Here is a 23514-nt window from a genome sequence, read left to right on the forward strand (position 1 = left end):
ATCAGGGTGTCCCGAGTTCGAGTCTCGGGTGGATCACCAACGAAAATATGCCGTTCTTCGAAAGAAGAACGGCTTTTTTGTATTTGCGGACGCAAATACTCATGAAGGCAGACACCGGCCCTGAAAAATTCTTCCTTGCTAATCAATTCCTACAGTAGTAATATGTAAGTAATAAGCAAAAATTTTACAGACTTTTTCGGAGGTGCTTTGATGAAAATAGTAGTTATGGAGCCGTTAGGTGTAAAGATGGAGCTGATTAATGCACTGGCAGCACCGCTGCAGGCTGCAGGTCATGATTTTGTATATTATACTGAGAAGGAAACAGACCAGACGAAGCTGTTGGCACGTGTGCAGCAGGCTGATATTATTATGCTGGCCAACCAGCCGCTGAGTGCGGAGATCATCAACGCCTGCCCTAATCTGAAAATGCTTTCTGTAGCCTTTACCGGCGTAGACCATATTGCGCTGGCTGCCTGCCGTGAGCGCGGCGTGATGGTGTGCAACGCTGCAGGCTATTCCACCAATGCGGTAGCAGAGCTGACCTTCGGTTTGGCTATCAGCGTTATCCGCAACATCGTACCCTGCGATGCGCGTTGCCGTCAGGCAGGAACGAAGGATGGCCTGGTAGGCTTTGAGCTTTTTGGCAAGACCTTCGGCGTAGTCGGCACCGGTGCGATTGGCAGCAGAGTGGCGAAGATTGCCGCTGCCTTCGGCTGCAAGGTGCTGGCCTACAGCCGTACTCCGAAGGCAGAGCTGCAGGTTGACGGTGTACGCTATGTAAGTCTGGATGAGCTTTTGGCTGCCAGCGATTTTGTCAGCTTGCATGTGCCGCTGACGGACGCAACCCGCGGACTGATTAATGCCGAGGCTATTGCCAAGATGAAGCCGACGGCCGTACTGCTGAATACTGCGCGCGGTCCTGTTGTGGACAGCGAGGCGCTGGCACAGGCGCTGAACGAAGGAAGATTGGCGGGCGCAGGCATTGATGTATTTGAGGGCGAGCCGCCGATTGCGCCGGAGCATCCTCTGTGCCATGCGAAGAACACCGTGCTGACACCGCACGTGGCCTTCGCCAGCGCCGAAGCACTGGCTGCACGTGCCGATATCGTTTTTGCCAACATCGAAAAATGGCTGGCAGGCACACCGCAGAACGTAATTAAGTAAAAACACTATGAAAAGGCTCAATAATTTATATTATTCCAAGAGAATAAAAGAGCTATTGGCGGAGCTGCAGACAGCGGGAACAACGCTGGTTGTTGCTCCCATGGGCTACGGCAAAACGCTGGCTGTGCAATACTTTTTGCAGGAGCAGGAGCGCTGCGGCAAAAAGGTACTGCGCCAGAGTATTTACGGCGCCGGTGCCGAGGCCTTTTGGCAGGGAGTGTGCCACAGCTGGCAAAATACGGAGCTGGGCGCTGCGCTGCTGCAGCAGTCTTTGCCTGCCGATGCCAATGCCAAAACGCTGGTACTGGAGCTGTTCCGTCAGCTGCTGCCGCATGAGCCTGTCTATTGGTTTATAGATGATTTGCATCTGTTGGAGAGCAGCGAGGCGATTGATTTTCTCTTTGCTCTGAGCAAGGCAGGCTTTGCTGATTTGCACCTGCTGCTGGTAAGCAGAGGGCAGATTTTTGACGGCAGCCGTCTGCTGGAGCTGGGACGTAAGGTCTTTTGCCTTGATAAGCATGACCTGGCGCTGCAGCGTGACGAGCTGGCGGAATACAGCAGCAGATGCGGCCTGCAGCTTACAACGCAGCAGCTGGATGCTTTGCATGAGGCCTGCGAGGGCTGGTTTTCCGTTACCTATCTTAACTTTTTGAACTACGATAGGTATAAGCGCTTTTGCCTTGATACAGGCAGCGTTTATGAGATGATAGCCAATGTACTGCTGCGGCCGCTGCCGTCGGAGCAGCAGCGCTTGCTGCTGCTTATGGGGCAACCGGAGGAATTTACGCCGGAGCAGGTGGTCTTTGCCTACGGCGCAAGCTGCAGAGAGTCTGTAAGCAGGCTGCTGGAATGCAACGCCTTTATTATCAGGCTGGCCAACGGCAGACTGCGCTGTCACCATATGCTGAAGCAGGCAACGCGCCATGCCTTCGGCCTGCTGCCGGAGGCAGAGCAGCAAAGGTACTTCCGTCGTTTGGGACAATGGTACGCACAGCAGAAGGAGTACGAGGAAGCGCTGGACTGGCTGTACCGCGGCTGTGATTTTGACGGTCTGTTGGCTGCAGTGCAGCGGCTGCGCGACTGGTCGATGCGTCCGCAGCACAGGCAGCATCTTTTCGACTGGCTGCGCGAATGTCCGCCGGAAATCTTGTGGCAGTATCCGCAGGCGGTCCTGATTATTATGCGGCGCATGTTTTCGCTGAACATGGTGCCGGAAATGCTGCAGGTCAAGGAATGGTACGTGACGGCGCTGGAGCGCAACACTGCCATCAACCAGCGTGAGCGCGATAATTATTACGGCGAGCTGGAGGTTATTCTGAGCTTTTTGGCCTTCAACAGCATCACCGGTATGAGCGAGCATCACAGGCGTGCCTACAAGCTGCTGAGCGGTGCTCCGCAGACACTCAGCAAGCAGGGCATCTGGACCTTCGGCGCGCCCAATGTTCTGGGACTGTATTTACGCACGGGCTGCAGTCTGCGGCAGACGGTGGAGGATATGCAGGAGTGCATGCCGCCGTACTATCTGCTGAGCGGCTGGCACGGTGCCGGAGCCACCGAGCTGACGGAGGCGGAAGCACTTTTGCTGCAGGGACGCATTGACGAAGTGGATATACCTCTGCAGAAGGCGTATTATCAGGCGGAAAAGCATGGGCAGGAGTGTATTACTATCTGCTGTGATTTTCTGGAGATGCAGCGCGATCTTTTCCGCGGCGTTTACAGCAGTAAGGCAGAGGCGTACAGCCGCCATCAGTGGCAGCTGCAGCCCTGGAAGCAGAGCATGCTGCTGAATACTGCCGATATGTGCGCCGGCTTTTACTATGCATTGCTGGGCAAGCCGGAATATATCCCAAGCTGGCTGACGGACGGAAACGGACAGCAGCCTTCGGTGCTTTATCCTGCGCGTCCCTGCCGCAACTATATCAGCGCCCAGTGCCTGCTGGCACAAGGGCAGTATACGGAGCTTTTGGTGCGCTGGTCCGACTGGGAGCAGGAATGCCGTCCCTACAGTAATTTTTTGTGCCTGCTGTATTTGCAGGTGCAAAGGGCGGCGGCCTTTGCCGGCAGAGGCGATGTAACGAGCTGCCGCGCTTCGCTGAAGCAGGCGCTGGCAATGGCTGAGGCGGATAAGCTTGTGCTGCCGTTGGCACAGAACATAGCGCTGCTGCGTCCTTATCTGGAGCAGGAGCTGCAAGGTGAATTTTCAGCAGCGGCGGCAGCGGCGCTGCACCTGGGGCAGCAGCTGGAAGCGGGTCGGGGACAGATTATGTCCGCACGCTTTGCCGAAGCAGGCCTGCATGAGCTGACGGAGCAGGAGCTGCAGATAGCGCAGCTGGCGGCGACACGCCATACGAACAGGGAGATTGCGCAAAGATTGTTGCTGTCGGAGGGGACGATTAAGCAATATCTCAACAAAATTTTTGCCAAGCTGCAGATTGATGCGGCGGCCAAAAATAAAAGACATCAGCTGGAGCGCTTTTTCCCCAACTCTTAACTAAAGGTTACTTATAGTTAATATTGACTCGGTATATACTGTAAATGAAGAAGTATATGCCGGGTCTTTTTATATCCGGCGGTTAGGAGGCGGAAAAATGAAACGGCTGAAGGCAGTGCTCGGGGCGTGCCTGGCGATGCTCGTGGCTTTTACGGCATTGGCGTGGGCGGCAACGCAGTATAAAACAACTATTAAGGTAAACGGCACCAAGCTGAATGTGCAGCGCTATGTAGAGGGCAAGGGGCCTATGAAGGATAAGGCGGTGCTGCTCAACAAGGATAATAAGGTTGTTGTGCGCTGGAAGCAGCGCGAGCTGAAAAAATGGTACTATGATGGTGATAAATATTTCCGCTTTGTACCATACAGCTATGATATGAAAAACCTGAAGCCCGGCAGATATCGCTTGGTAACGACCAGCAGCTTCGGCAAGGGCGGTGCGGTTAAAAAGACTGTCAACATCAGCTACAAGCCGCAGAGCAAAATGCAGTTCCGTGCGTCCAAGATTATCCGCAAGGGCAACGGTGATGTTTACCAGCGCCTGTATTTCAAAAAGAATAATTCCACGGGCAAGACCTGCTATGCCCAGATTTTCAATAAAAATAACAAGCTGGTCTACAGCACGAAATATAAGGCAAAAAATGCCAATCAGGATTTTGCCTTCAGCTGGAACGGCTGGGCGAGCGGCAACAGCGGCAAAAAATGTGCTAAGGGCGTATACACCGTGAAATATTGGATGGATGGCGTTAATCCCAAAACTGCCAGGTTCCGTCTGAGCATTTGAGGAGGGGAGCATAATGAAAGAAAAAATGATGCGTATTATCGTAACTGTTATGCTTACCCTGCTGCTGTGCAGTCTGACGCTGCAGGCAGGCGCCGCCTCCAAAAATGACTGGAAGAATACGGCCGGCTGCTATGTGTGGACCGAAAGCAGCCAGTATAATAACGGCGTGCTGAATATCAAGCCCTTGGGCGACGATAAATATCTTTACGAGCTGAAGGTTATGCGTGGCAGTGAGGAAGAGGACAGTGCGGAGGATTTCGTTACTGCCGGCGTTTTTGAAATCAACGAGGACGGCGACGGTATTGCCGAAGTAGATTACCAAAATAATGATACGGTGGAGCTGCGCTTTGTGCTGAAGGACAAAAGCATTACTGCCTATCAGGACGGACCGCTGCCGCTTGATGTTCAGGGTGAATACAGATTTAACGAGGACAGCTTTGATGTATCCGAGGCTGCCGCCGCCGCGCTGCTTGCCGGCCTGCCGGAAAAGCAGACGGGCTTGCCGGAGGATGTTGATGATTATAAGCTGCTCTATGCGGAGGAGCCTGTGGACGGCTGGTTCTACCAGCTGACGGCACTGGATGATGAGGGCGAGGTTATTGCCAAATTTTTGGTAGCTGCCGATTTAAGCGCTGTGTACCGCAACGATAAAGAGGATGAGGTAAGCCTTATTTACGGTGACCCGATCAATATGCTGGCTGCCAAAAGAGCACCGCTTGTAGAGGAGGATGAGCTGGAAGGCCCTGCAATTGAAAGCGGCGAGCTGGAGGGCGACGAGGATGCGCCCGACCTGCCTGCAACCGCAGCTTCCGAGCTTAGCCCGTTGGTGACGGTGGCTCCGGAGGAGGCCAGCCTGAAGGTGGGCGAGCGTACACGCATAGTTGCTTCGCTGCCGGGCTGCGTAGGCTATAATGTAACTGATTTGCGTTCCTCCAATAGTGATATAGTGAAGGTGGACGGCGATGTGCAGCTTTTGGCTGTGAAGCCGGGAACTGCGACGATTAGCGGCAAGCTGCTGCTGGAAAAGGGCGAAAAGGCCTTTATGACGCAGATTACTGCCTATGAGCCGAAGCTGGAGGCTCCGAATCTGCCGGCGCACTTGGGAATAGACGAGGCGCTGAAGCTGGAGGCCTACGTTGTGGGCGAGGCTGACGGTGTGACACCGGAGTGGAGCGTGAGCGATGAAAAAATTGCCGTTATCGAAGATGGCAAGCTGATCGGCAAGGCTGACGGCGTTGTTACCATTACGGCAGTCCACGGCGAGATGAAGAGCCAATGGCCGGTGGCTGTGGGCACGGCAGAGCTGCCTGCTGCCGAGGATGAGGAAGAAAATGAGGATGACGATGATGGCTTTGGCCTGCTGACGATTATCGGCGGCGTTATTATCATCGGCGGCGCTGCCTTCTTCTTCCTGCGCAGAAAACGCAAATGATAAGCTGATGCTGTAAAGCGTTATGCTTACCGAAAAAATAATATGAAGCATCGGAGGCTGACCTGTGTCAGCCTCCTTGGTGCGCCTGCGGCGATGCTGTTGCTTGTGACGCAGGCGTATTTTTTTGTGTGCGGGTATATACTGTTACGTCCGTTTTTGCCTGCCTAAGCGTCCTTGCCGTTGCCTGCAGGCGCGGGAAATCACAGTTATTTTACACTCTGACAATGTTTCACAAAATCTCTGTAAAAAAAGTAACAAAAAGTTTTCAGTTGGACGTTACAAATGGCGAAAAATCTAGTATAATAATATTAAAGTGTATTATACTTTACAAAATCTCTGAGATCTCAAACTGGCGCCAAATCAATCAAAGTAAAATGAGGTAGAATAGTAGAAATGTTTTTTGATTCTTATGACACACCAGTCTTCAGACCTCCCAGTGAGGCACGCAGCTTTATTTTGCGCGTTACGCGCGGCTGCGCACATAATAAATGCACCTACTGCAACATGTACAGAGGTGTTCCCTTTCAGATTTTAAAGGATGAAGAAATTTCCCGTCAGATAGCGCTGGCGGCCCATTACGGCAAGAACAAGGTGCGCCGCGTCTTTTTGGCGGACGGCGATGCTTTGGTGCTGCCGACGGCCAAGCTGCTGAAGATTCTGCAGGTGCTGCGCGAGCAGTTTCCGCATCTGCAGCGCGTTGCCAGCTATGCTGCGCCAAAGGATATCCTGCGCAAGAGCGAGGAGGAGCTGCGCCAGCTGAAGGAAGCAGGCCTGAAGCTTTTGTATTACGGCATGGAAACAGGCGACGATGCTACGCTGAAGGCTGTCAACAAGGGTGTTGACGCCGAGCAGGCGGTAGAAGCGGGACGCAGAGTTACCGCCAGCGGCATGAAGCTTTCCATGATGATTATTCTGGGGCTGGCAGGTGCGGAGGGCAGCGAACGCCACGCACTGGCTACAGCTAAGGCTATAAATATTATCAAGCCGACGCATTTGAGTGCACTTTGCCTGATGCTGTACCGCGGCAGCGAGCTGCTGGACCAGTACGAGGCAGGCAAATTCAATCCGCTTTCACCGGCAGGACTGATGCAAGAGCTGAAGCTGATAATAGAAAATATAGATTTACCTGCGGACAGGCACTGCCTTTTCCGCAGTAACCATGTATCAAACTACGTTCAGCTGGCAGCAACGCTGCCGCATGACAAGCAGCGTCTGCTGCGCGATATTGATTACAGTATTGCTCAGCTGAGCAAGCTGAAAAGCTGGGACGTATATAACTACAATTAATTTTTAATTTTGCATTTGAGCGGGGCTGATGAAGATGAAAAAGAAGCTGGCTTCTGTGCTGACCGTAATCATGTTGGCCTGCAGCCTGCCATGGCAGGCACAGGCTGCAGCGCCTATTGTCAGCAACAAACCGCATAAGGCACCGGTGGCAACGCCGCCGGCCGTAAGCGAGGCGCGACCTGTGAAGGCGGTGCCGGAGCCTGCTGCCGTCAAAGGCCGATACCGCAGCCAAGCCTGCTGCCGAAGTGAAGGCGCCGAAGCAGGCGAAGCCCGAGAAAAAGGCGAAGAAAACCGCAAAGAAAAAGTCTAAAAAAACGAAGGAAAAGCAGTCCAAGGTGCAGGTGCAGCAAAGCAACTGGCGCCTGAAGGTGGCACAGCAAAAGCTGCAGGTGCTGGGCTTCAGTGACGAACGCCCCAGCGGACGCATGACGGAGGCTACCAGCACTGCGCTGAAAAGCTTCCAGAAGCAGCACAAGCTGAAGGCGGACGGCGAGCTGAATGATGCAACCTATCATAAGCTGACCTGGGAGGCCTTTGCCAAGGAAGGCATCCCCAAGGTTAAGGGCAAGGAAATCGTCAGCCGTGCAGCCAAATACAAGGGTGTTCCCTATGTGTTCGGCGGAACCACGACCAAGGGCTTTGACTGCTCCGGTTACGTGCAGTATGTGTTTAAGGACTGCAAGGCCAAGCTGCCGCGACTGGCAGACGAGCAGGCGTTACAGGGGATTTTTGTAACGCAGAAGCAGCTGCGGCCGGGTGATTTGGTGTTTTTTACCACCTACGCGCCGGGAGCATCGCACGTGGGTATATATGCCGGTGACGGACAATTTTGGAGTGCATCCTCGTCCAAGAGTGTAATCCTGTCATCGCTGAAGGAAGAGTATTGGAAACAACGTTATTTTGGAGCACGCCGGGTGTTGATTACGAACGGCGAGGTTAATAAATAAAAAGTTCTGCTGACGGCAGCCTGCTGCCGGACAGACGGGGAGGGTATAAAACATGATTCGTGAGAGAAGAAATAAGGATAAGCTGGCTTCTTATTACAGAAAGTTTATGGAAGAGGGTATTGTTGATCCCAACGTGCATCCGTGGGTTGCTGAAAGCTGGCAACGCTGCCGTGCTATGCATCTGCCGCATGAAACAATGCCTAAAATCAACAAGCTGAGCCGCGAAGAGATTATCGCGCATCAAAAGACGCATGAGTTCATTGTTAAATATGTTGATGGCCTGTATGAGCAAAGCAAGCAGCACTTCAATATCCACAACCTGAGCATGCTGTTGATTGATGAAAACGGCTATGTAATCAAAAACTATGCTATGCCGTTCTTCCAGCGCATTATCGAGGATATTCAGGGTATGCGCGTATTGGAGGAGGATGTTGGTACCTCCAGCATCAGCGTGGCACGTGAGCACAACGTACCGTTTTTGATGTTTGGTCCGGAAATGTGGATTAAGGACAGCCATTCCGGAGATGCCTGCAGCGCGCCTATCTGCGTCAATGGTAAAATCCGCTATATTATTTCCTTCTTTTCTTTGGATCAGAACGATTTGCCCTATGATTTGCTTTTGAGCCTGCTGATGACGATGAAATATTCCATCGAACAGCACCTGAACATGCTGGAGGCCTGGAGCATCAACCGCATTATGATGGAGCAGCTGCCGGTAACCGTTTACTGGCTGGGCAAGGACGGCAGCGTAAAATACTGCAACGAAAACGGCCGCAAGCGTCTGGAGGGACACGAGCGCCTCGAAGATGTGTTCCTGAACTACGAGCATATTCCTATCAAAAAAGCGCTGCACGGCGTAGCAACGCAGCGTCGTGAAATCACCTGGATTACCCAGGACAGAACCTTTGAGGATATTACCACTGTTATGCCGATTAAGGTAGGTAGCGAGGTAGAAAGTGCCTTGGTGCTTTCTATGTCCATTGAGGATTTGAAGACAACTATCGCCCATGCGACAGGCTACAGCAGCCGTTACAGCCTGTATAGCATGGTTGGCGAAACCAGCGAATTTTTGGCGCTGCAGCATAAGGCCAGCCGCGTTGCCCGCACTGACCACAATATCCTGCTGCAGGGCGAACCCGGTACTGGCAAGCAGCGTTTGGCACATGGCATTCATCAGGCCAGCCCCCGCGCTGCCGCTCCGCTGATTGCGGTAAAATGCCACAACGCCTCATTGGCAGAGCTGGAGGCCGAATTCTTCGGTACAAATGAGGACGGACAGCAGTCCGCAGGCAAGCTGGAGCTGGCAATTGGCGGCACACTCTTCCTGGACGAGGTAGAAAAGCTGCCGCTCGAAATGGGCGACAAGCTGGCTGATGCGCTGACGCATGGCCTGCCTGCAACGGAAAAGGGCGGCAAGCCGCGTATGTTCGATGTGCGCGTAATCGCTGCCTGCGATTCCAACCTTAAGCGCTTGGCAGATAAGGGCCTGTTTTCCCGTAATTTGTATGAGCTGGTGCTGGATACCACCATGCGCGTGCCGCCTCTGCGCGAGCGCGTGAAGGATATAGAGGTAATTGCTTCGCATATTCTGGTGGAAATGTCCGCACAGCACAACCTGCCGCAAAAGCGCCTGTCTCCTGAGGCTGTTTCCCTGCTGCTGTCCTGCAGCTGGCCGGGTAACATCAAGCAGCTGCAGGGTGTTATCGAGCAGGCCTTCTTCCACACTCCCGGCAGCATCATCGAAGCGGAAAACATTAAGCTACCCGGTGACAAAACCTTGGAGCGCTCCTGGAAGTACGACAAGGAAGCCTTTATTGCAGCCTGGAAATCTGCCGGCGGCAATATCAGTAAGCTGGCAACAATGCTTGATGTCAGCCGTGTAACCCTGTACCGTTATCTGAAGAAGTACGGCCTGGGACCGAAAGCAAAATAAAATTTAACCTGATTGCCCCTGAAGCAGGTTTATCCTGCTTCGGGGGCTTTTGCTATTTTGGGTGGCGTGTTTAGAAGAGAAAAGTGCAACATGTTGCAAAAATCTCTTGTAGAAATGGCGATATTTCTTAGTCGCGTTAAGTATAAATAAAATTTAAAAAAAATAAAGATAAGGTAGTGCTAAAATTTCTAGTGTTGAACTGCATAGTAGTCTGAGTATAGTAAGAAAATGGCAGTTTTGCAAAAATATAGCGTGCTAGAAAAATTTTCTTGCACATACAACTGCGATGCTATCGAGCTGCTTTTTTGACAAATGTATATGTGCTGGGCTTTTTGGTGCCTTTAGTTAGATTTTGTGCCTGAAAAAAAGAATATGAATACATAAGCTTTTGCCTAATATATTGCATAATACGGAAAAGTGTTAAACTCAATTTGTAAATAAAAAAATTAAGTAGTCAACTGATTTTAATGTAAAACAATATGCTTTTAAACTATGAAGACAAGAACAATGCTTGTCTGGTGCGGACAAAGGTGGTATAATAAAAAATAAGGTATATGTTGAGAGAATAATTATCTGATTAATTAAAATATATCTACCTTTGGCCTTTGATATACAATTGTGGATGTTCCTCTAATGATAAACCACAATAGTGAATGTCCGAAAAGTACAGTATATTAAAGCTATTACGAAAATAAAGTCTATTAAATAAAGTGCGAAAATACAGTGTTATTTATTAATAAAAATATATTGTTACATAATAAAATAAGCTTCCTCGCGTGGATTGGGGCCACGTAAATAGATAAATATTAAAAAAGCGTTTTGGAGGAATGTAGCATGAACAAGGTTTTTAAAGTCATTTGGAACGAAGCTCGTAATGCTTACGTTGTTGTTTCGGAAATCGCGAAGAATAGAGGCAGCAAAAGCTGCTCTACCAAAAAGCTGTTGGCAATGCTGATTGCAACGGGTGTGATGACCTGTGCAAGCTTTGATGTGCTGGCGGCAGAGCCTACGGCGGCTGAAACGGCTCAGTTTCAATATGTTGCATTTTATGATGAAACAGCTGATTTGATTAATGGACAAGATAAGCTCTTTGGTGGGCATAAGTATGTCTATGATGCAACTAATAAGTATTGGGTGCGTGAAGGCTATGTGCTGGTGGTTGAAAAAAATGGCAAATTGCATACGCCGCTTTCCGCCAATGGTAAATCTGCTGATGTACTGTATACTGGTGGTGGTGATACAGGCAGCATTTTGCAATCTGTAGCTTCAACGGTTTCTGCCAATGGTACAGTAACCAATATGGGCGAATCATTAAACAGGATTACTGCAAGTGCTTTTGCAGGTGTAAGCCACGGTGGCGGAACTGCTGTTGCCGGTGATTGGGCTTATATTATTCAAGATTCCAGCTGGAAAGATTCTGTTGCGCCTGAAAACTATAAAGACGGTTATGCTGACTTAATTGACAAAGACAATGGGATGCCTAAAGGATTTAAAACTGCCGAGGATCCTAACACAGAACTTAATTGGGATGCTACTAAGCAGGCCTACACTTATAAAGGAAAACCAGTAGATTACAGCAATGTATACGTTATTAATGGCAAGATTGGTGTATTTACTAATAAAGATGGCAGTGAGGTTTACAAAGGAACTGTTTTTGGCAAAAACAATGAAATCCTTATGACGGTAAAGGATGCTAATAACCATTTCTATAGCTACTGGGCTTCCGAGGTTACCGACCCTAGCGCTACCATGCAATCCTATCGCATGACTGAATATAAGAAAGACTTGTCTGTTTTAGAACAAAATGATAATAAGCTGCATCGTGACGATATTAAAGAAGTTACCATGACTACAGATGCAAGTACAAATTCTGCAATTATCGGTTTGGTAAGAAATGGCAATACCGAAGCAGGTGCGTCTGTCAAAGGTGCTATTACCGTTACCAGCGGTGGCGGTACTGGCGGCCAGGATACTTTTGTTAAGATTTCTAATGATACAGCTAATCAGACCTTTGCTACTGGTTCTAAGGTAGAGGCTATTGGCACTCCGGGTGCTACAACAGGATTTAAAATTAATGGTGTTGATTATACAATTACAGATAACGACACCACCTACACCGCAGGCGAAAATGTAACAATCGACAGTGACCACAAAATCTCTGTCAACCTGTCCGAATACGCTAAGAAGACTGACGCAGCAGTTGTATATAACGACAAAAACTCCTTGCACAGCACTAACTCCGGTAACGTAGGCGAAAAGGCAATTGCTTTTGGCAAAAATACAATTGCAGACGGTAAGTCTTCTGTTGCCATAGGTGATGGTGCTAATGTTGATGCAAATAATGTTTATACATCATCTGGCAATTATTCTACTGCTGTTGGCGCAGCTTCCGGGGCTTGGGGTACTCAGACTACTGCTGTAGGTTATAATGCTCAAGCAAAAGGTCAAAATGCAGTAGCATTGGGCTTTAGTGCGTCAGCTAGCGCGACAGATTCAGTTGCGATTGGTGCAAACTCCGTTGCAAATAGAGAAGCAGGATCTGTAGGTTTGTATGCACCGACTGGTAATAGTAGCAGTACATGGAAGGCCACTAGCGGTGCTATATCTATAGGCAGTTCGACTAAAACTCGTCAGATTATTAATCTGGCAGCAGGTACTGCTGATACTGATGCTGTCAACGTAGCACAGCTGAAGAAGGTTAATGCTGAAGCAGAAAAACATACCACCTTGGTTGCAGGTGCTAATGTCACTCTGGATAAAAAGGAAACAGAAAGCGGTCTGCAGTACACCATTAGCGCTATTGGCGGCAGCAATTATCAAGCAGGTAATGGCATTGCTATTGAGGCTGAGAATAATACAATTTCTGTTAAGCTGAACGACGCAGAGCAAAACCTCGTAGTTAACAGCAACGGTCTGGCATTGAAGAAAAATCTGACCGGCATGCAATCCATCCAAGGCGCAGGCGAAGGCAAGATTAGCTTTGACGGTGCTAATGTTAAGGTTAACAATACTACCTTTGGCGAAAACAACGTAGTAGTTGGCGTAGCAGGCGATGGCAAGTCTCCTGTACAGATTAACGGTGAGAGCGGAGAAATTACCGGCTTGAATAATACAAAAGTTGGTTATACAGACTTTGCTGTTAATAAAGGCAAGGCTGCTACTGAAGGACAGCTGAAGCAAGTAATGGATGAGGGCTGGAAATTTACTACAGATAGTGGCAACAAAACTACTGTGAAGGTTGGCCCGGATGGCACAAATGATAATGCTGTTACTTTCAAAGGTGATGGTACTAATATCGCAGTAACTAATACTGGTAAAGATATTAAGGTTGAGCTGAAGAAAGACCTGACTGGTCTGACCAGTGTAACCACCAACAATGCATATGTAACCAACGTTGATAATAATAACAATAATTCTGTAACCAACGTGCAATACGTAAATGAGCAGATAGCAGGCGTAACCCTTACTGAAGGTAATGGTATTTCTATCACCGATAAAAAGATTAACGTTAAGCTGAACAACGCAGAGAAAAACCTCGTAGTTGACAGCAACGGTCTGGCACTGAACACTGCTCTGACTGGTATTCAATCCATCACCGGTGCAGGTGCAGGCAGCATTAGCTTTGCAGACGGCGGTATCAAGCTTAACAACAAGGTTACTATTGATAATACCGGTAAGATTACTGGCGTGGCAGATGGCACAGATGAGAAGGATGCAGTCAACTTTGGCCAGTTGGACGCAACAAATAAAAAAGTAGATAATTTGACAACCGAAGTTGGTAAAGGCTGGACAGTAGCAACAGATAACGGTACGGCAACTAAGGTAGGAGCTGGTGATACCGTAAAATTCAGCGGTGCTGATGATAACATCAAAGTAAGCAATGATGGCAAAGATGTAAAGGTAGAGCTGAACAAAAACCTGACTGGTATTCAATCCATCAATGGTACTGGTGCAGGCAGCATTAGCTTTGCAGATGGCGGTATCAAGCTTAACAACAAGGTTACTATTGATAATACCGGAAAGATTACTGGCGTGGCAGATGGCACAATCGCTGCAGGCTCTACCGACGCAGTAAACGGCAGCCAGTTGAATGACATAAAGAACAGCATCAATACTGATATCAGTAACAAGACCTTCGGTCTGAAAGATGATAAAGGCAGCGAAGTTACCAGTACTTTGGGCAATACTGTTCAGGTTAAGGGTGCAGATGGTATTACTTCTACCGTAAAAGATGGAGCATTGGAAATCGGCCTGAAGCTGCAGGATAACTCTAACCTCGTAGTTAACAGCAACGGTCTGGCACTGAACACCGCTCTGACTGGCATTCAATCCATCAATGGTGCAGGTGGTACAATCAATCTTGCAGGCTCTGCTATTACCATTAACGAAACTACCTTTAACAAGGATGGCAGAATTCAAAACGTAGCAGATGGCACTGAAACAAAAGATGCAGTAAACTTTGGTCAGTTGGACGCAACCAACAAAAAAGTAGATAATTTGACAACCGAAGTTGGTAAAGGCTGGACAGTAGCAACAGATAACGGTACGGCAACTAAGGTAGGAGCTGGTGATACCGTAAAATTCAGCGGTGCTGATGATAACATCAAAGTAAGCAATGATGGCAAAGATGTAAAGGTAGAGCTGAACAAAAACCTGACTGGTATTCAATCCATCAATGGTAATAGTGCAGGCAGCATCAGCTTTGCAGACGGCGATATCAAGCTTAACAACAAGGTTACTATTGATAATACCGGAAAGATTACCGGCGTAGCAGCAGGTACTAATGACAGCGACGCAGTCAACGTAAGCCAGCTGAACGCTGTAAAAGCGGAAGCAAGCAAAAAAACTACCTTGTCCGACGGCAAGAATACAACTGTTACATCTGTAACGACTGACGGTCAGACTGATTACAAGGTAAATGTTGCAGGTGATTTAAAAGACATTACATCTGTTGCTAATGGTGCTTCGGAGATTAAGCTGAATGCAGATAGCATTATCATTGCTAATACAAACAAAACTTTTGCAATTACTAACAGCGGTATTGGCATGAGCTATATCACTGCTGATTATAGTGCAAAATCCATCATGCTTGGTGAAAATGGTACAACCATCAGCGGTGGCCTGAATGTTGCAGGTAGCAAGATTACCGGCGTAGCAGCAGGCGAAGCTAATACTGACGCTGTAAACGTAGGTCAGCTGAATACAGTTAAAAATGAACTGCAGACATCTGATAAACGGTTGGTGACCAATCAGGCATCTACTGATGGTTCCTATAAACCTGATGCTAATGGTAATATCAGCTTGCGTGTAGAAGACCAAAACAAAAATGGCTTTAATGTTGTAATTAAAGATGTCGCATCTAAGGCTGAACTGGGTGAAGTTGCTAATCGTGTTACGAATGTCGAAAATAAAGTAACGCAAATTGAAACCGATGTTACTAACATTAAAACCGATATTACTAACATCAAATCAGATGTCACTAATATTAAAAACGATATTACTGATATCAATACTCGTGTAGATAAGGTTGAAGCACTTGCTGGTAAGCACACTACATTAGAAAAAAATGGCAATAATATCAATGTTGAGGAAACAGAAGTTGATGGTCAAAAGAACTACAAGGTTAACCTGAATGAGGATATTATGTTGGGTGATGAGAATGGTAAGAATGTAAGTATCAGTGGTACTAATGGTACTATTACAGCTACTGGCGATATTACAACTGCAAACCGCATAAATGCTGATAAGGGTGGTAAATTGGCGGATATTGATGTTACTGGTAATAAGCTTTCCAATGGCAGTTCTTCTATCACTCTTGATGGTACTAATGTTAAGGTTAATGACAAGGTTACGGTCGATAAGGATGGCAAAATCAGCGGCGTGGCTAAGGGTGATATCAGCAATACATCTACTGATGCGGTAAATGATAGCCAACTTTATGATACTAATACCCATATTACTAATGTTGAAAACCAGGTTATCAGCAACAGCAACCGCATCGGCCAATTGAGCAGCCGCGTGAACAAGGTTGGCGCAGGCGCAGCAGCTCTGGCAGCACTGCACTCGATGGACTTTGATCCGGACGACAAACTGACCTTCTCTGCCGGCTATGGCAACTATGCAGGCCAAAACGCAGCAGCAATCGGCGCTTACTACCGTCCTGATGAAAAGGTAATGTTCAGCGTTGGCGGCACTGTAGGCAACGGTGAAAACATGGTTAACGCAGGCATCTCCTTCTCCCTGGATCGTACCAACCATGTAAGCAACAGCCGTACTGCTCTGGCTCGTGAGGTTATCGAACTGCGCGGTCAATTGGCAGAAATGGGCGCTAAGATGGCTAAGATGGCTAAGATGGAAAAAGCATTTGGTATGCTGGATGAAAGCAAGACCAAGCTCTTCCCGGATATCCCGGCTAACCATTGGGCATATGAATACATCGCTAAGCTGGCAGGCAACGGCTACATCGAAGGCTATCCTGACGGCAACTTCGGCGGTGACCGTCTGATGACCCGTTATGAATTTGCTGCAATGCTCTATCGTGCAATCGAAAACGGCGCAGCTCTGGAAGAAAAGATCATCAAAGAGTTTGAGCCTGAGCTGGGACGTATCCGTGTAGACCGCATCAGCGGCGAAGACGGCAATCGCGATAAGATCGAACGTGTACGCGTAAACGATACTAAAGGCGAGCGCGACCATTACGGCAACAAGCTGGCAAAATAAATTGTCGGCAGTGACAAGTGAATAAAGCTCAGTAAACAGTAAAGGCGTTCTCCCGCAGGGGAGAACGCCTTTTGCAGTAATGAAATATGCCATAAGTGTAATAGTACTTTTTATTTAACGAACTATTGTTTTTAAGGCGTTTCTGTGTTATAATTACCTTAGTTGCATAGGTAGCCGCATTTTGGCGGAGCTTATGCCTGGTCGTGCGGACCAGTGGCGCCTGTCGAGCTTTCGGCAGGCGCCTTTTCCTTTATGTCAGTCGCAATTGCCGGCTTATATATTTTTACTACAAATTATGCTATAATCAAAGGAGGAAACATATGCAAAAGCAAATTTCTAATCTTGACAAGCTGACTTTGTCCAACGATTTTCTTTTCAAGCACGTTATGCTCAGAAAGCGCATCTGCAAGCATATTCTGGAAGAGCTTTTACACACCCAAATTGCAGATATTACCTATCTTGAAGCAGAGAAGACTATCGATGTTTATCCTGACAGCCATGGTATTCGTTTGGATGTTAGAATTGCAGATGCTGCCAATACTCATTACAATTTGGAAATGCAGGTAAAGAATCCTGTTAATCGTGCTACAGGAAAATTTCTGTTGCCTAAGCGTACCCGCTACTATCAGGCTATGCTTGATACGGATATGCTGCAAAAAGGTCAGGATTATGACGAATTATCTCCTACGTATATAATTTTCTTCTGCCTGTTTGATTTTTTTCAGGATTCTCAGCGTATTTATACCTTTAAGAAGCGTTGTCTGGAAAACATGAATATTGAATTGGCAGATGAAGCAGTTATTATGTTTCTCAATACCTTGGGAACCAAAGGTGATGTGTCACCGGACATTCAAAGTCTGTTTGACTACATCAACAGCAATACTATTAACAGTAATTTTACACGTGAGGTTGCTGACACGATTGTAGAAATTAAAAATGACAAGAAAGTGAGGGATGCCTATATGACTTACGAAATGCGTATGAAAGACTTGCGTGACGAAGCACATGCCGAAGGTCTGGCTGAGGGTAAGGCTCAGGGTCTCGCCGAAGGTAAGGCAGAAGGTCTCGCCGAAGGTAAGGCAGAAGGTCTCGCCGAAGGCAAGGCAGAAGGTCTCGCCGAAGGCAAGGCAAAAGGTCTCGCCGAAGGCAAGGCAAAAGAAAAGACTGCAACTGCAAAGCGTCTTTTAAGTATGGGATTATCTGTAGAGGATATTGCTAAGGCTACTTCACTTTCCGTTGAGCAGGTTGAAGCAATTAAGGCGGAATGAATTTGACAAGAAAGTGAGGGATGCCTATATGACTTACGAAATGCGTATGAAAGACCTGCGTGACGAAGCACATGCCGAAGGTTTGGCTGAGGGTAAGGCTCAGGGTCTCGCCGAAGGTAAGGCAAAAGAAAAGACTGCAACTGCAAAGCGTCTTTTAAGTATGGGATTATCTGTAGAGGATATTGCTAAGGCTACTTCACTTTCCGTTGAGCAGGTTGAAGCTATTGAGGTGGAATGAATTTAATAAGTTGCTTACAGTAAAGGCGTTCTCCCGCAGTGGGAGAACGCCTTTTTACATTATAACGAAAGCAGTTAAGCTGTTATGGTATACGCTTTATAGACTGCTTGCGAAGCTGACACTTACCATTTTTCCGGAATTCCGGGGAAGTCGGCAATCGTCAGCATACAGCAGCTGCCGGTAGCCAGCAGTGTATCTGCATCAGTATCATATACATGAATCTGCATAGTAATTAACTGGCCATTATGCGAAACAACCTCAGCTTGTGCCTCTACCATTGCACCGGAAGGAGCGCCCTTAATGAAATCTACGGTCATCGATACCGTAACCACGCGCTTGCCCATAGCGGCGCAGGCGATGCCGGTGGCATTATCCACCAGTGTTGTAAGCAAGCCTCCGTGCAACTTGCCGTTGAGGTTTGTGTGGATGGCAGGGTCGATGCGCAGGCCGACTGCAGCTTTGCCGCAGCTGATGCTGTGAACCTTTATGCCGCAGTGCCGCATAAAAGCGTTATGCGTGTAGATATCTTTTACGCTTCGGATAATTTCTTCCGGTTGCATAAATCATTCCTCCTTTAGACAGGCGTCCAGCGCTTGGGCAACGTCGTTGCATTGCTCAAGGCTTGCTACCCAATTTTGTAAACGTAATGCCTTTGCTTCACCGTAAACAGGTACGGCAAGGCTCATAAACTTGGCGCAGAGCTCATCCCAGGTCAGAGGATTTTCCGGATCTCCCTTAGGATAATCAACCTGCATTGTCAGTGTTTGACCATTCTGGAGTTGGATTTCTACTTTGGAGGCCAGCTTGGACGCATCTGCTGCATGAAGCTGTTCCATAGCCTCATCGCGGATAACCTCGATGTGCTGCATTAAATCCGTAAGACCTTTGTTATGGATACATTCCTCACTGAACTGCGTAATGCCTACTTCGCCGAACTTCAGCATTGCAGTGGAGCAATATTGAATACTGAATTTGCCGCCGTAGGGAGTTTGCGGCTGCGGATTGTTGATCAGATAGTTGGTAATATCGTTGACGTACAGCTTAATTTTAGCGATATCCTCAGGCTGAAGGGAATGAGCCTTGCGTAGCTCCTGAATGGCGTAAAGTGCGGCATGGGCGTGCTTGCAGCAGGCGTAGGGCTTGAAGGAGTTGATGTCGATTTTCAGTTTGTCGGTGCTCGTGTGTTCGGTAAGTTTTTCCAAATGCGGTTCTTTGACCATGGCACGGCAGAAGCCCTTTTCGCCTTCTAAAATTTCACTGGCTGCAGTAAAGCCCTTTTGCGACAGATAAGCGCTGAGGACACCGCTGTAGGAAGCCTTGCCCGTGTGCAGCGGCTTGCTCATGGCACCTTCTTTGAGAAATTCCCACAGGCCTGCTGCCTGAGTGCCGGCGCTGCCGTAGCACATCAAGGTCTGCTGTGCGTCAAGACCGAGGGCGTTGGCGGCAGCAGCACCGGCGGCGATTGTGCCCGCAGTACCGGTAGTATGCCAAAAGAAGTAGGATTCCGGGATAACCGCTTCGCCTACACGGCCGCTGGCTTCGTAGCCTGCACAAATTGCTGCGATGAGCTGCTTACCGCTTTTGTGCTCCGCTTCGCAGACAGCCAACGCTGGGGAAACAACAACGCAGGCCGGATGAATAATCGACGGGTTATGCAGGTCATCAAAGTCCAGACTGTGGGAAGCAGCACTGTTGATAAAGGCTGCGTTCAGGGCACTGGCCTTTTTGGCGGGAAGGCTGCCGAAAATATTCGCCTGTGGTGCATCACCCTGCAGGATAACATCATGTATAATACGTACCGGTTTTTCCTGCGAACCGCGGATAGCAATTCCCAGCCAGTCCAGCAGACATTTTTTAGCCATTTCGATGCTGTGAGCAGAAAGCTTTTCGTAGCACAATTCTGCGGTAAATTTTGCTAATGCTTTAGTTGTCATTGTTAATACCTGCCTTTGCTTTAATTTTAACTATTGCCATGGTATTCGCCAAATGCAACGTAAACACCTGCCTTAGCCTTAAAACAAATTACCTCCCTGCTGGTATTCTCCGAATACCTCGCGCAGTACGCCGCAGATTTCGCCTAAGGTTGCATAGGTTTTAACAGCATCAATCAGATAAGGCATAAGGTTAGCTTCACCCTTGGCAGCTTCCTTCAGAGCTTTCAGGGAAGCATCTACTGCTTGCTGGTCACGGTGAGCCTTCATTTCATTTACACGGGCAATCTGACGTTCCGCAACGCTTAAATCTGCCGTAATAACATCATTTGTTTTGACAGCCTTGTTGTCTGCAAATTTGTTGACGCCGATGACTGTACGCTTGCCTTTTTCAATATCTGTCTGATATTCGTAGGCATGGGCAGCCATTTCACCTTGCATATAGCCTTGTTCGATAGCAGCAACCGCACCGCCCATAGCATCAATTTTTTGGATGTATTCATAAGCTTCTTTTTCAAATTTATCAGTGAGTGCTTCAACATAATAGGAACCGGCCATGGGGTCGATTGTGTCGGCAACACCGCTTTCGTAAGCGATGAGCTGTTGGGTACGCAGTGCAAGAGTTGCACTTTCTTCCGTCGGGAGGGCAATGGCTTCGTCATATGCGCAGCAGGCCATCGACTGAATGCCTGCAAGTACAGCAGACATAGCCTGCCAGGTAATGCGGGCAACGTTGTTCAAAGGCTGCTGTGCTGTCAGCACGCTGCCTGCGGTATGAACGTGTACGCGCAGCATCTGTGCTTTGGGAACGGTAGCTCCGTAACGCTCTTTCATGATGCGTGCCCACAAGCGGCGGGCAGCGCGGAATTTGGCTATTTCAGAGAAGAAATTCAGGCCTGCGGTAAAAATCCAACTGATGCCGGGAGCAAAATCATCAACCTTTTGGCCTGCTTTGATTGCAGCATCAATATAGGCCATGGCATTAGCGAAGGCAAAAGCGATTTCCTGTACCTCGGAAGCACCTGCTTCGCGGATGTGATAAGCACCAACACTGATAGTATTCCATTTGGGGATATTCTGCGAGCAATAAGCAAAGGTATCTGTAATCAGGCGCATGGAAGGACGTGGCGGGAAGATATAGGTTCCGCGGGCGATATATTCCTTGAGAATATCGTTTTGAATAGTGCCCTTCAGCTGCTCCGGCTTTACGCCCTGCTTTTCGGCAACAGCAACATACATTGCCAAAAGTACGGCTGCCGGACCGTTGATGGTCATCGATGTGCTGACCTTATCCAGCGGAATACCTTCAAAAAGCTTTTCCATGTCAGCGAGAGAATCAATTGCTACGCCAACCTTGCCTACTTCACCTTCGGATAACGGTGCGTCACTGTCCAGACCGATTTGTGTAGGTAAATCCATAGCTACGGAAAGACCGGTTTGCCCTGCCTGCAGCAAATACTTGTAACGGGCATTGGTTTCTTCGGCAGTGGCAAAGCCTGCATAAGCACGCATAGTCCACAGGCGGCCTCTGTACATTGTGGGCTGTACGCCACGGGTGAAGGGATACTGACCGGGAAAGCCGAGTTTACTGTTATAATCAAAATTTTCATCGATATCTAAGGGTGTATATAAGCGCTTTTCGCTTAAATGCTGCCGTTCAGGGAATTTTGCGATTGCCTTGGCAACCTTGGCATCATAGGCATCTAAGCTAAGCTGTAAATCTTCTCGTGTAGTCATAATGATTTTCCTCCTTGGATTGCTCTTTCATCGTGCCTGTTTTTTCTAACGCTATGTGCATGTCGAAGGCATGTTCCAAATCAACAGGCTCATGGCCGTTTTTTCTTTGCGCCATTTTCAGGTAATCATAAAGCTGTTCCCTGAAATCGGGGTGGGCGCATTTTTCGATAATCAGTTTGGCCCGTTTTAGAGGACTCAGACCGCGGATATCGGCTACACCTTGCTCGGTAATAAAAACCATCGTATCATGTTCGGTATGATCTGCGTGTGAAACCATGGGAACTACGCTCGAGATATTACCGCCTTTGGCAGTTGACGGGGTGGAGAATATTGTCAGGTAACCGTTGCGCATATAATCTCCGCTGCCGCCGATACCGTTCATCATACGGTTGCCCATAACATGGGTAGAATTTGCCTGACCGTAAATATCAAATTCAAGCGGTGTATTCATGGAGATAACGCCGAGGCGGCGGATGACCTCCGGATTATTGCTGATGTCGAGCGGGCGCAGAACAATGCGGTTACGGTAGAGCTCGGGATCTTCTTTATACATCTCCCAAACTGTCGGCGATGGGGTGAAGGCACAGCCGGAGGCTTGGGTAACTTTACCGCATTTTATCAGCTTAAAAACAGAATCTTGCAAAATCTCCGAGTACATAGTCAGATTATCAAATTTAGATTCTGCCAAACCCATTAATACAGCATTGGCTATGCTTCCTACGCCGGACTGCAACGGCAGCATTTGCTGCGGCAGACGGCCGTGGCGCTGCTCGTGCTCCAAAAAATCAACTAGGTTAGCGGCAATTTTTTTGCTTGCTTCATCAGGAGCGCTTAAATTGCGTACATGGTCGACAATGTCTGATTCGACGATGCAGGTTATTCTGTCAAGTCCGCAGCTTACATAAGGAGAACCGATGCGGTCACCGACATGATAAATAGGGATTTCGGTGCGCTCTGGAGGTTTGCTGCAGATGTAAATATCGTGCATTCCCTCCAGCGTCAACGGGATAGATGTGTTGACCTCAACAATAATTTTTTTTGCATGCTTTACAAGCATAGGCGTGTTGCCGACACCAGAACCGAGAACAATGCTGCCGTCTGCATTAATAGCAGCGGCTTCAACGATTGCAACATCAACATCGCCGTAAAAGCCGTAGTCGATTTGTTGGGCAAAGTGGCTTAAATGCTGATCAATATAGGTTACGCTGCCGGTGTTGATCTGGCGGCTGAGTGTTTTGTTGGAGGCTGCATAATAAGGCATGCGTCCGCTGATACCGCCGACTTCGGCAAGTGCTTCTTCGATTTCTGGTCCGACGGAAGCACCGCTCCAAATATTGATACGGCATTTTTTGCCGGCCTTGATGGCTTTAGCGAGAGCAAGTGTGGTTTTCTTAGGATAGCCAGAGGGGGTGAAGCCGCTGACACCGACATTCATACCATCGGTAATCAGTGTGGCTGCTTCGTCCGCGCTGACTATTTTGTCAAATAGGCAGGGGGTGCGCAAACGTGTTGCATCCAGCATTTCAAAAACCTCTTTTCTTTTTTGGAAATTTCCTTATCTGCTTACAGTTTAAATCTATCAACA

At 48.3% G+C, this 23514-nt stretch carries 15 protein-coding genes; 11 read left to right on the forward strand and 4 right to left on the reverse strand.

Going from position 1 to position 23514, the window contains the following annotated elements; all coding sequences use genetic code 11:
* The first annotated feature begins 210 nt into the window (after positions 1-210).
* The 11 genes from RDW05_RS10405 (at position 211) to RDW05_RS10455 (ending at position 18261) form a co-directional block, all read left to right on the forward strand.
* Positions 211-1164: a 2-hydroxyacid dehydrogenase gene (locus tag RDW05_RS10405; protein WP_307978994.1), complete on the forward strand. Its 954-nt coding sequence runs from the start codon at positions 211-213 to the stop codon at positions 1162-1164.
* 7 nt (positions 1165-1171) lie between these two features.
* Positions 1172-3655 carry a LuxR C-terminal-related transcriptional regulator gene (locus tag RDW05_RS10410; protein ID WP_307978995.1) on the forward strand — a complete coding sequence of 828 codons (2484 nt, stop codon included), beginning with the start codon at positions 1172-1174 and terminating at the stop codon, positions 3653-3655.
* 97 nt (positions 3656-3752) lie between these two features.
* A complete protein-coding gene (locus RDW05_RS10415) occupies positions 3753-4436 on the forward strand; it encodes a FlgD immunoglobulin-like domain containing protein (RefSeq protein ID WP_307978996.1) in 684 nt (227 codons plus the stop codon).
* Positions 4437-4449: 13 nt separating this feature from the next.
* Positions 4450-5868 carry an LPXTG cell wall anchor domain-containing protein gene (locus RDW05_RS10420; RefSeq protein WP_307978997.1) on the forward strand — a complete coding sequence of 473 codons (1419 nt, stop codon included), beginning with the start codon at positions 4450-4452 and terminating at the stop codon, positions 5866-5868.
* 393 nt (positions 5869-6261) lie between these two features.
* A complete protein-coding gene (locus RDW05_RS10425) occupies positions 6262-7155 on the forward strand; it encodes a radical SAM protein (protein ID WP_307978998.1) in 894 nt (297 codons plus the stop codon).
* Between the two features lie 28 nt (positions 7156-7183).
* Positions 7184-7465 (forward strand): hypothetical protein, encoded by a 282-nt coding sequence (locus RDW05_RS10430; RefSeq protein WP_307978999.1) that lies wholly within the window; start codon positions 7184-7186, stop codon positions 7463-7465.
* Positions 7401-8102, forward strand: coding sequence for an NlpC/P60 family protein (locus RDW05_RS10435; RefSeq protein ID WP_307979000.1), 702 nt, complete (start codon positions 7401-7403; stop codon positions 8100-8102). Before RDW05_RS10430 ends, RDW05_RS10435 begins: the two co-directional genes overlap by 65 nt.
* A 52-nt stretch (positions 8103-8154) precedes the next feature.
* Entirely contained in the window at positions 8155-10035 is a 1881-nt protein-coding gene (locus RDW05_RS10440) for a sigma-54-dependent Fis family transcriptional regulator (RefSeq protein ID WP_298882149.1), read from the forward strand.
* An 834-nt stretch (positions 10036-10869) separates the two neighbouring features.
* A complete protein-coding gene (locus RDW05_RS10445; RefSeq protein WP_307979002.1) occupies positions 10870-16755 on the forward strand; it encodes an ESPR-type extended signal peptide-containing protein in 5886 nt (1961 codons plus the stop codon).
* A gap of 320 nt (positions 16756-17075) precedes the next feature.
* Positions 17076-18023 (forward strand): Rpn family recombination-promoting nuclease/putative transposase, encoded by a 948-nt coding sequence (locus tag RDW05_RS10450; RefSeq protein ID WP_307979003.1) that lies wholly within the window; start codon positions 17076-17078, stop codon positions 18021-18023.
* A 28-nt stretch (positions 18024-18051) separates the two neighbouring features.
* Complete coding sequence (locus RDW05_RS10455; RefSeq protein WP_307979004.1) at positions 18052-18261, forward strand: hypothetical protein; 210 nt, start codon at positions 18052-18054, stop codon at positions 18259-18261.
* 122 nt (positions 18262-18383) lie between these two features.
* Here the strand turns inward: RDW05_RS10455 and RDW05_RS10460 are convergent, their stop codons facing one another.
* From RDW05_RS10460 to RDW05_RS10475, 4 genes are all read right to left on the reverse strand, one after another.
* Positions 18384-18821: a PaaI family thioesterase gene (locus RDW05_RS10460; RefSeq protein WP_304134703.1), complete on the reverse strand. Its 438-nt coding sequence runs from the start codon at positions 18819-18821 to the stop codon at positions 18384-18386.
* 3 nt (positions 18822-18824) lie between these two features.
* A complete protein-coding gene (locus tag RDW05_RS10465) occupies positions 18825-20195 on the reverse strand; it encodes an MmgE/PrpD family protein (protein WP_307979005.1) in 1371 nt (456 codons plus the stop codon).
* A gap of 78 nt (positions 20196-20273) precedes the next feature.
* Positions 20274-21929, reverse strand: a complete 1656-nt coding sequence (locus RDW05_RS10470; protein ID WP_307979006.1) for a methylmalonyl-CoA mutase family protein — start codon at positions 21927-21929, stop codon at positions 20274-20276.
* Positions 21901-23451, reverse strand: coding sequence for a succinate CoA transferase (locus RDW05_RS10475; protein WP_307979007.1), 1551 nt, complete (start codon positions 23449-23451; stop codon positions 21901-21903). Before RDW05_RS10475 ends, RDW05_RS10470 begins: the two co-directional genes overlap by 29 nt.
* Positions 23452-23514: the final 63 nt, after the last annotated feature.

Source organism: uncultured Phascolarctobacterium sp., assembly GCF_902463975.1.
GTDB lineage: Bacteria > Bacillota > Negativicutes > Acidaminococcales > Acidaminococcaceae > Phascolarctobacterium_A.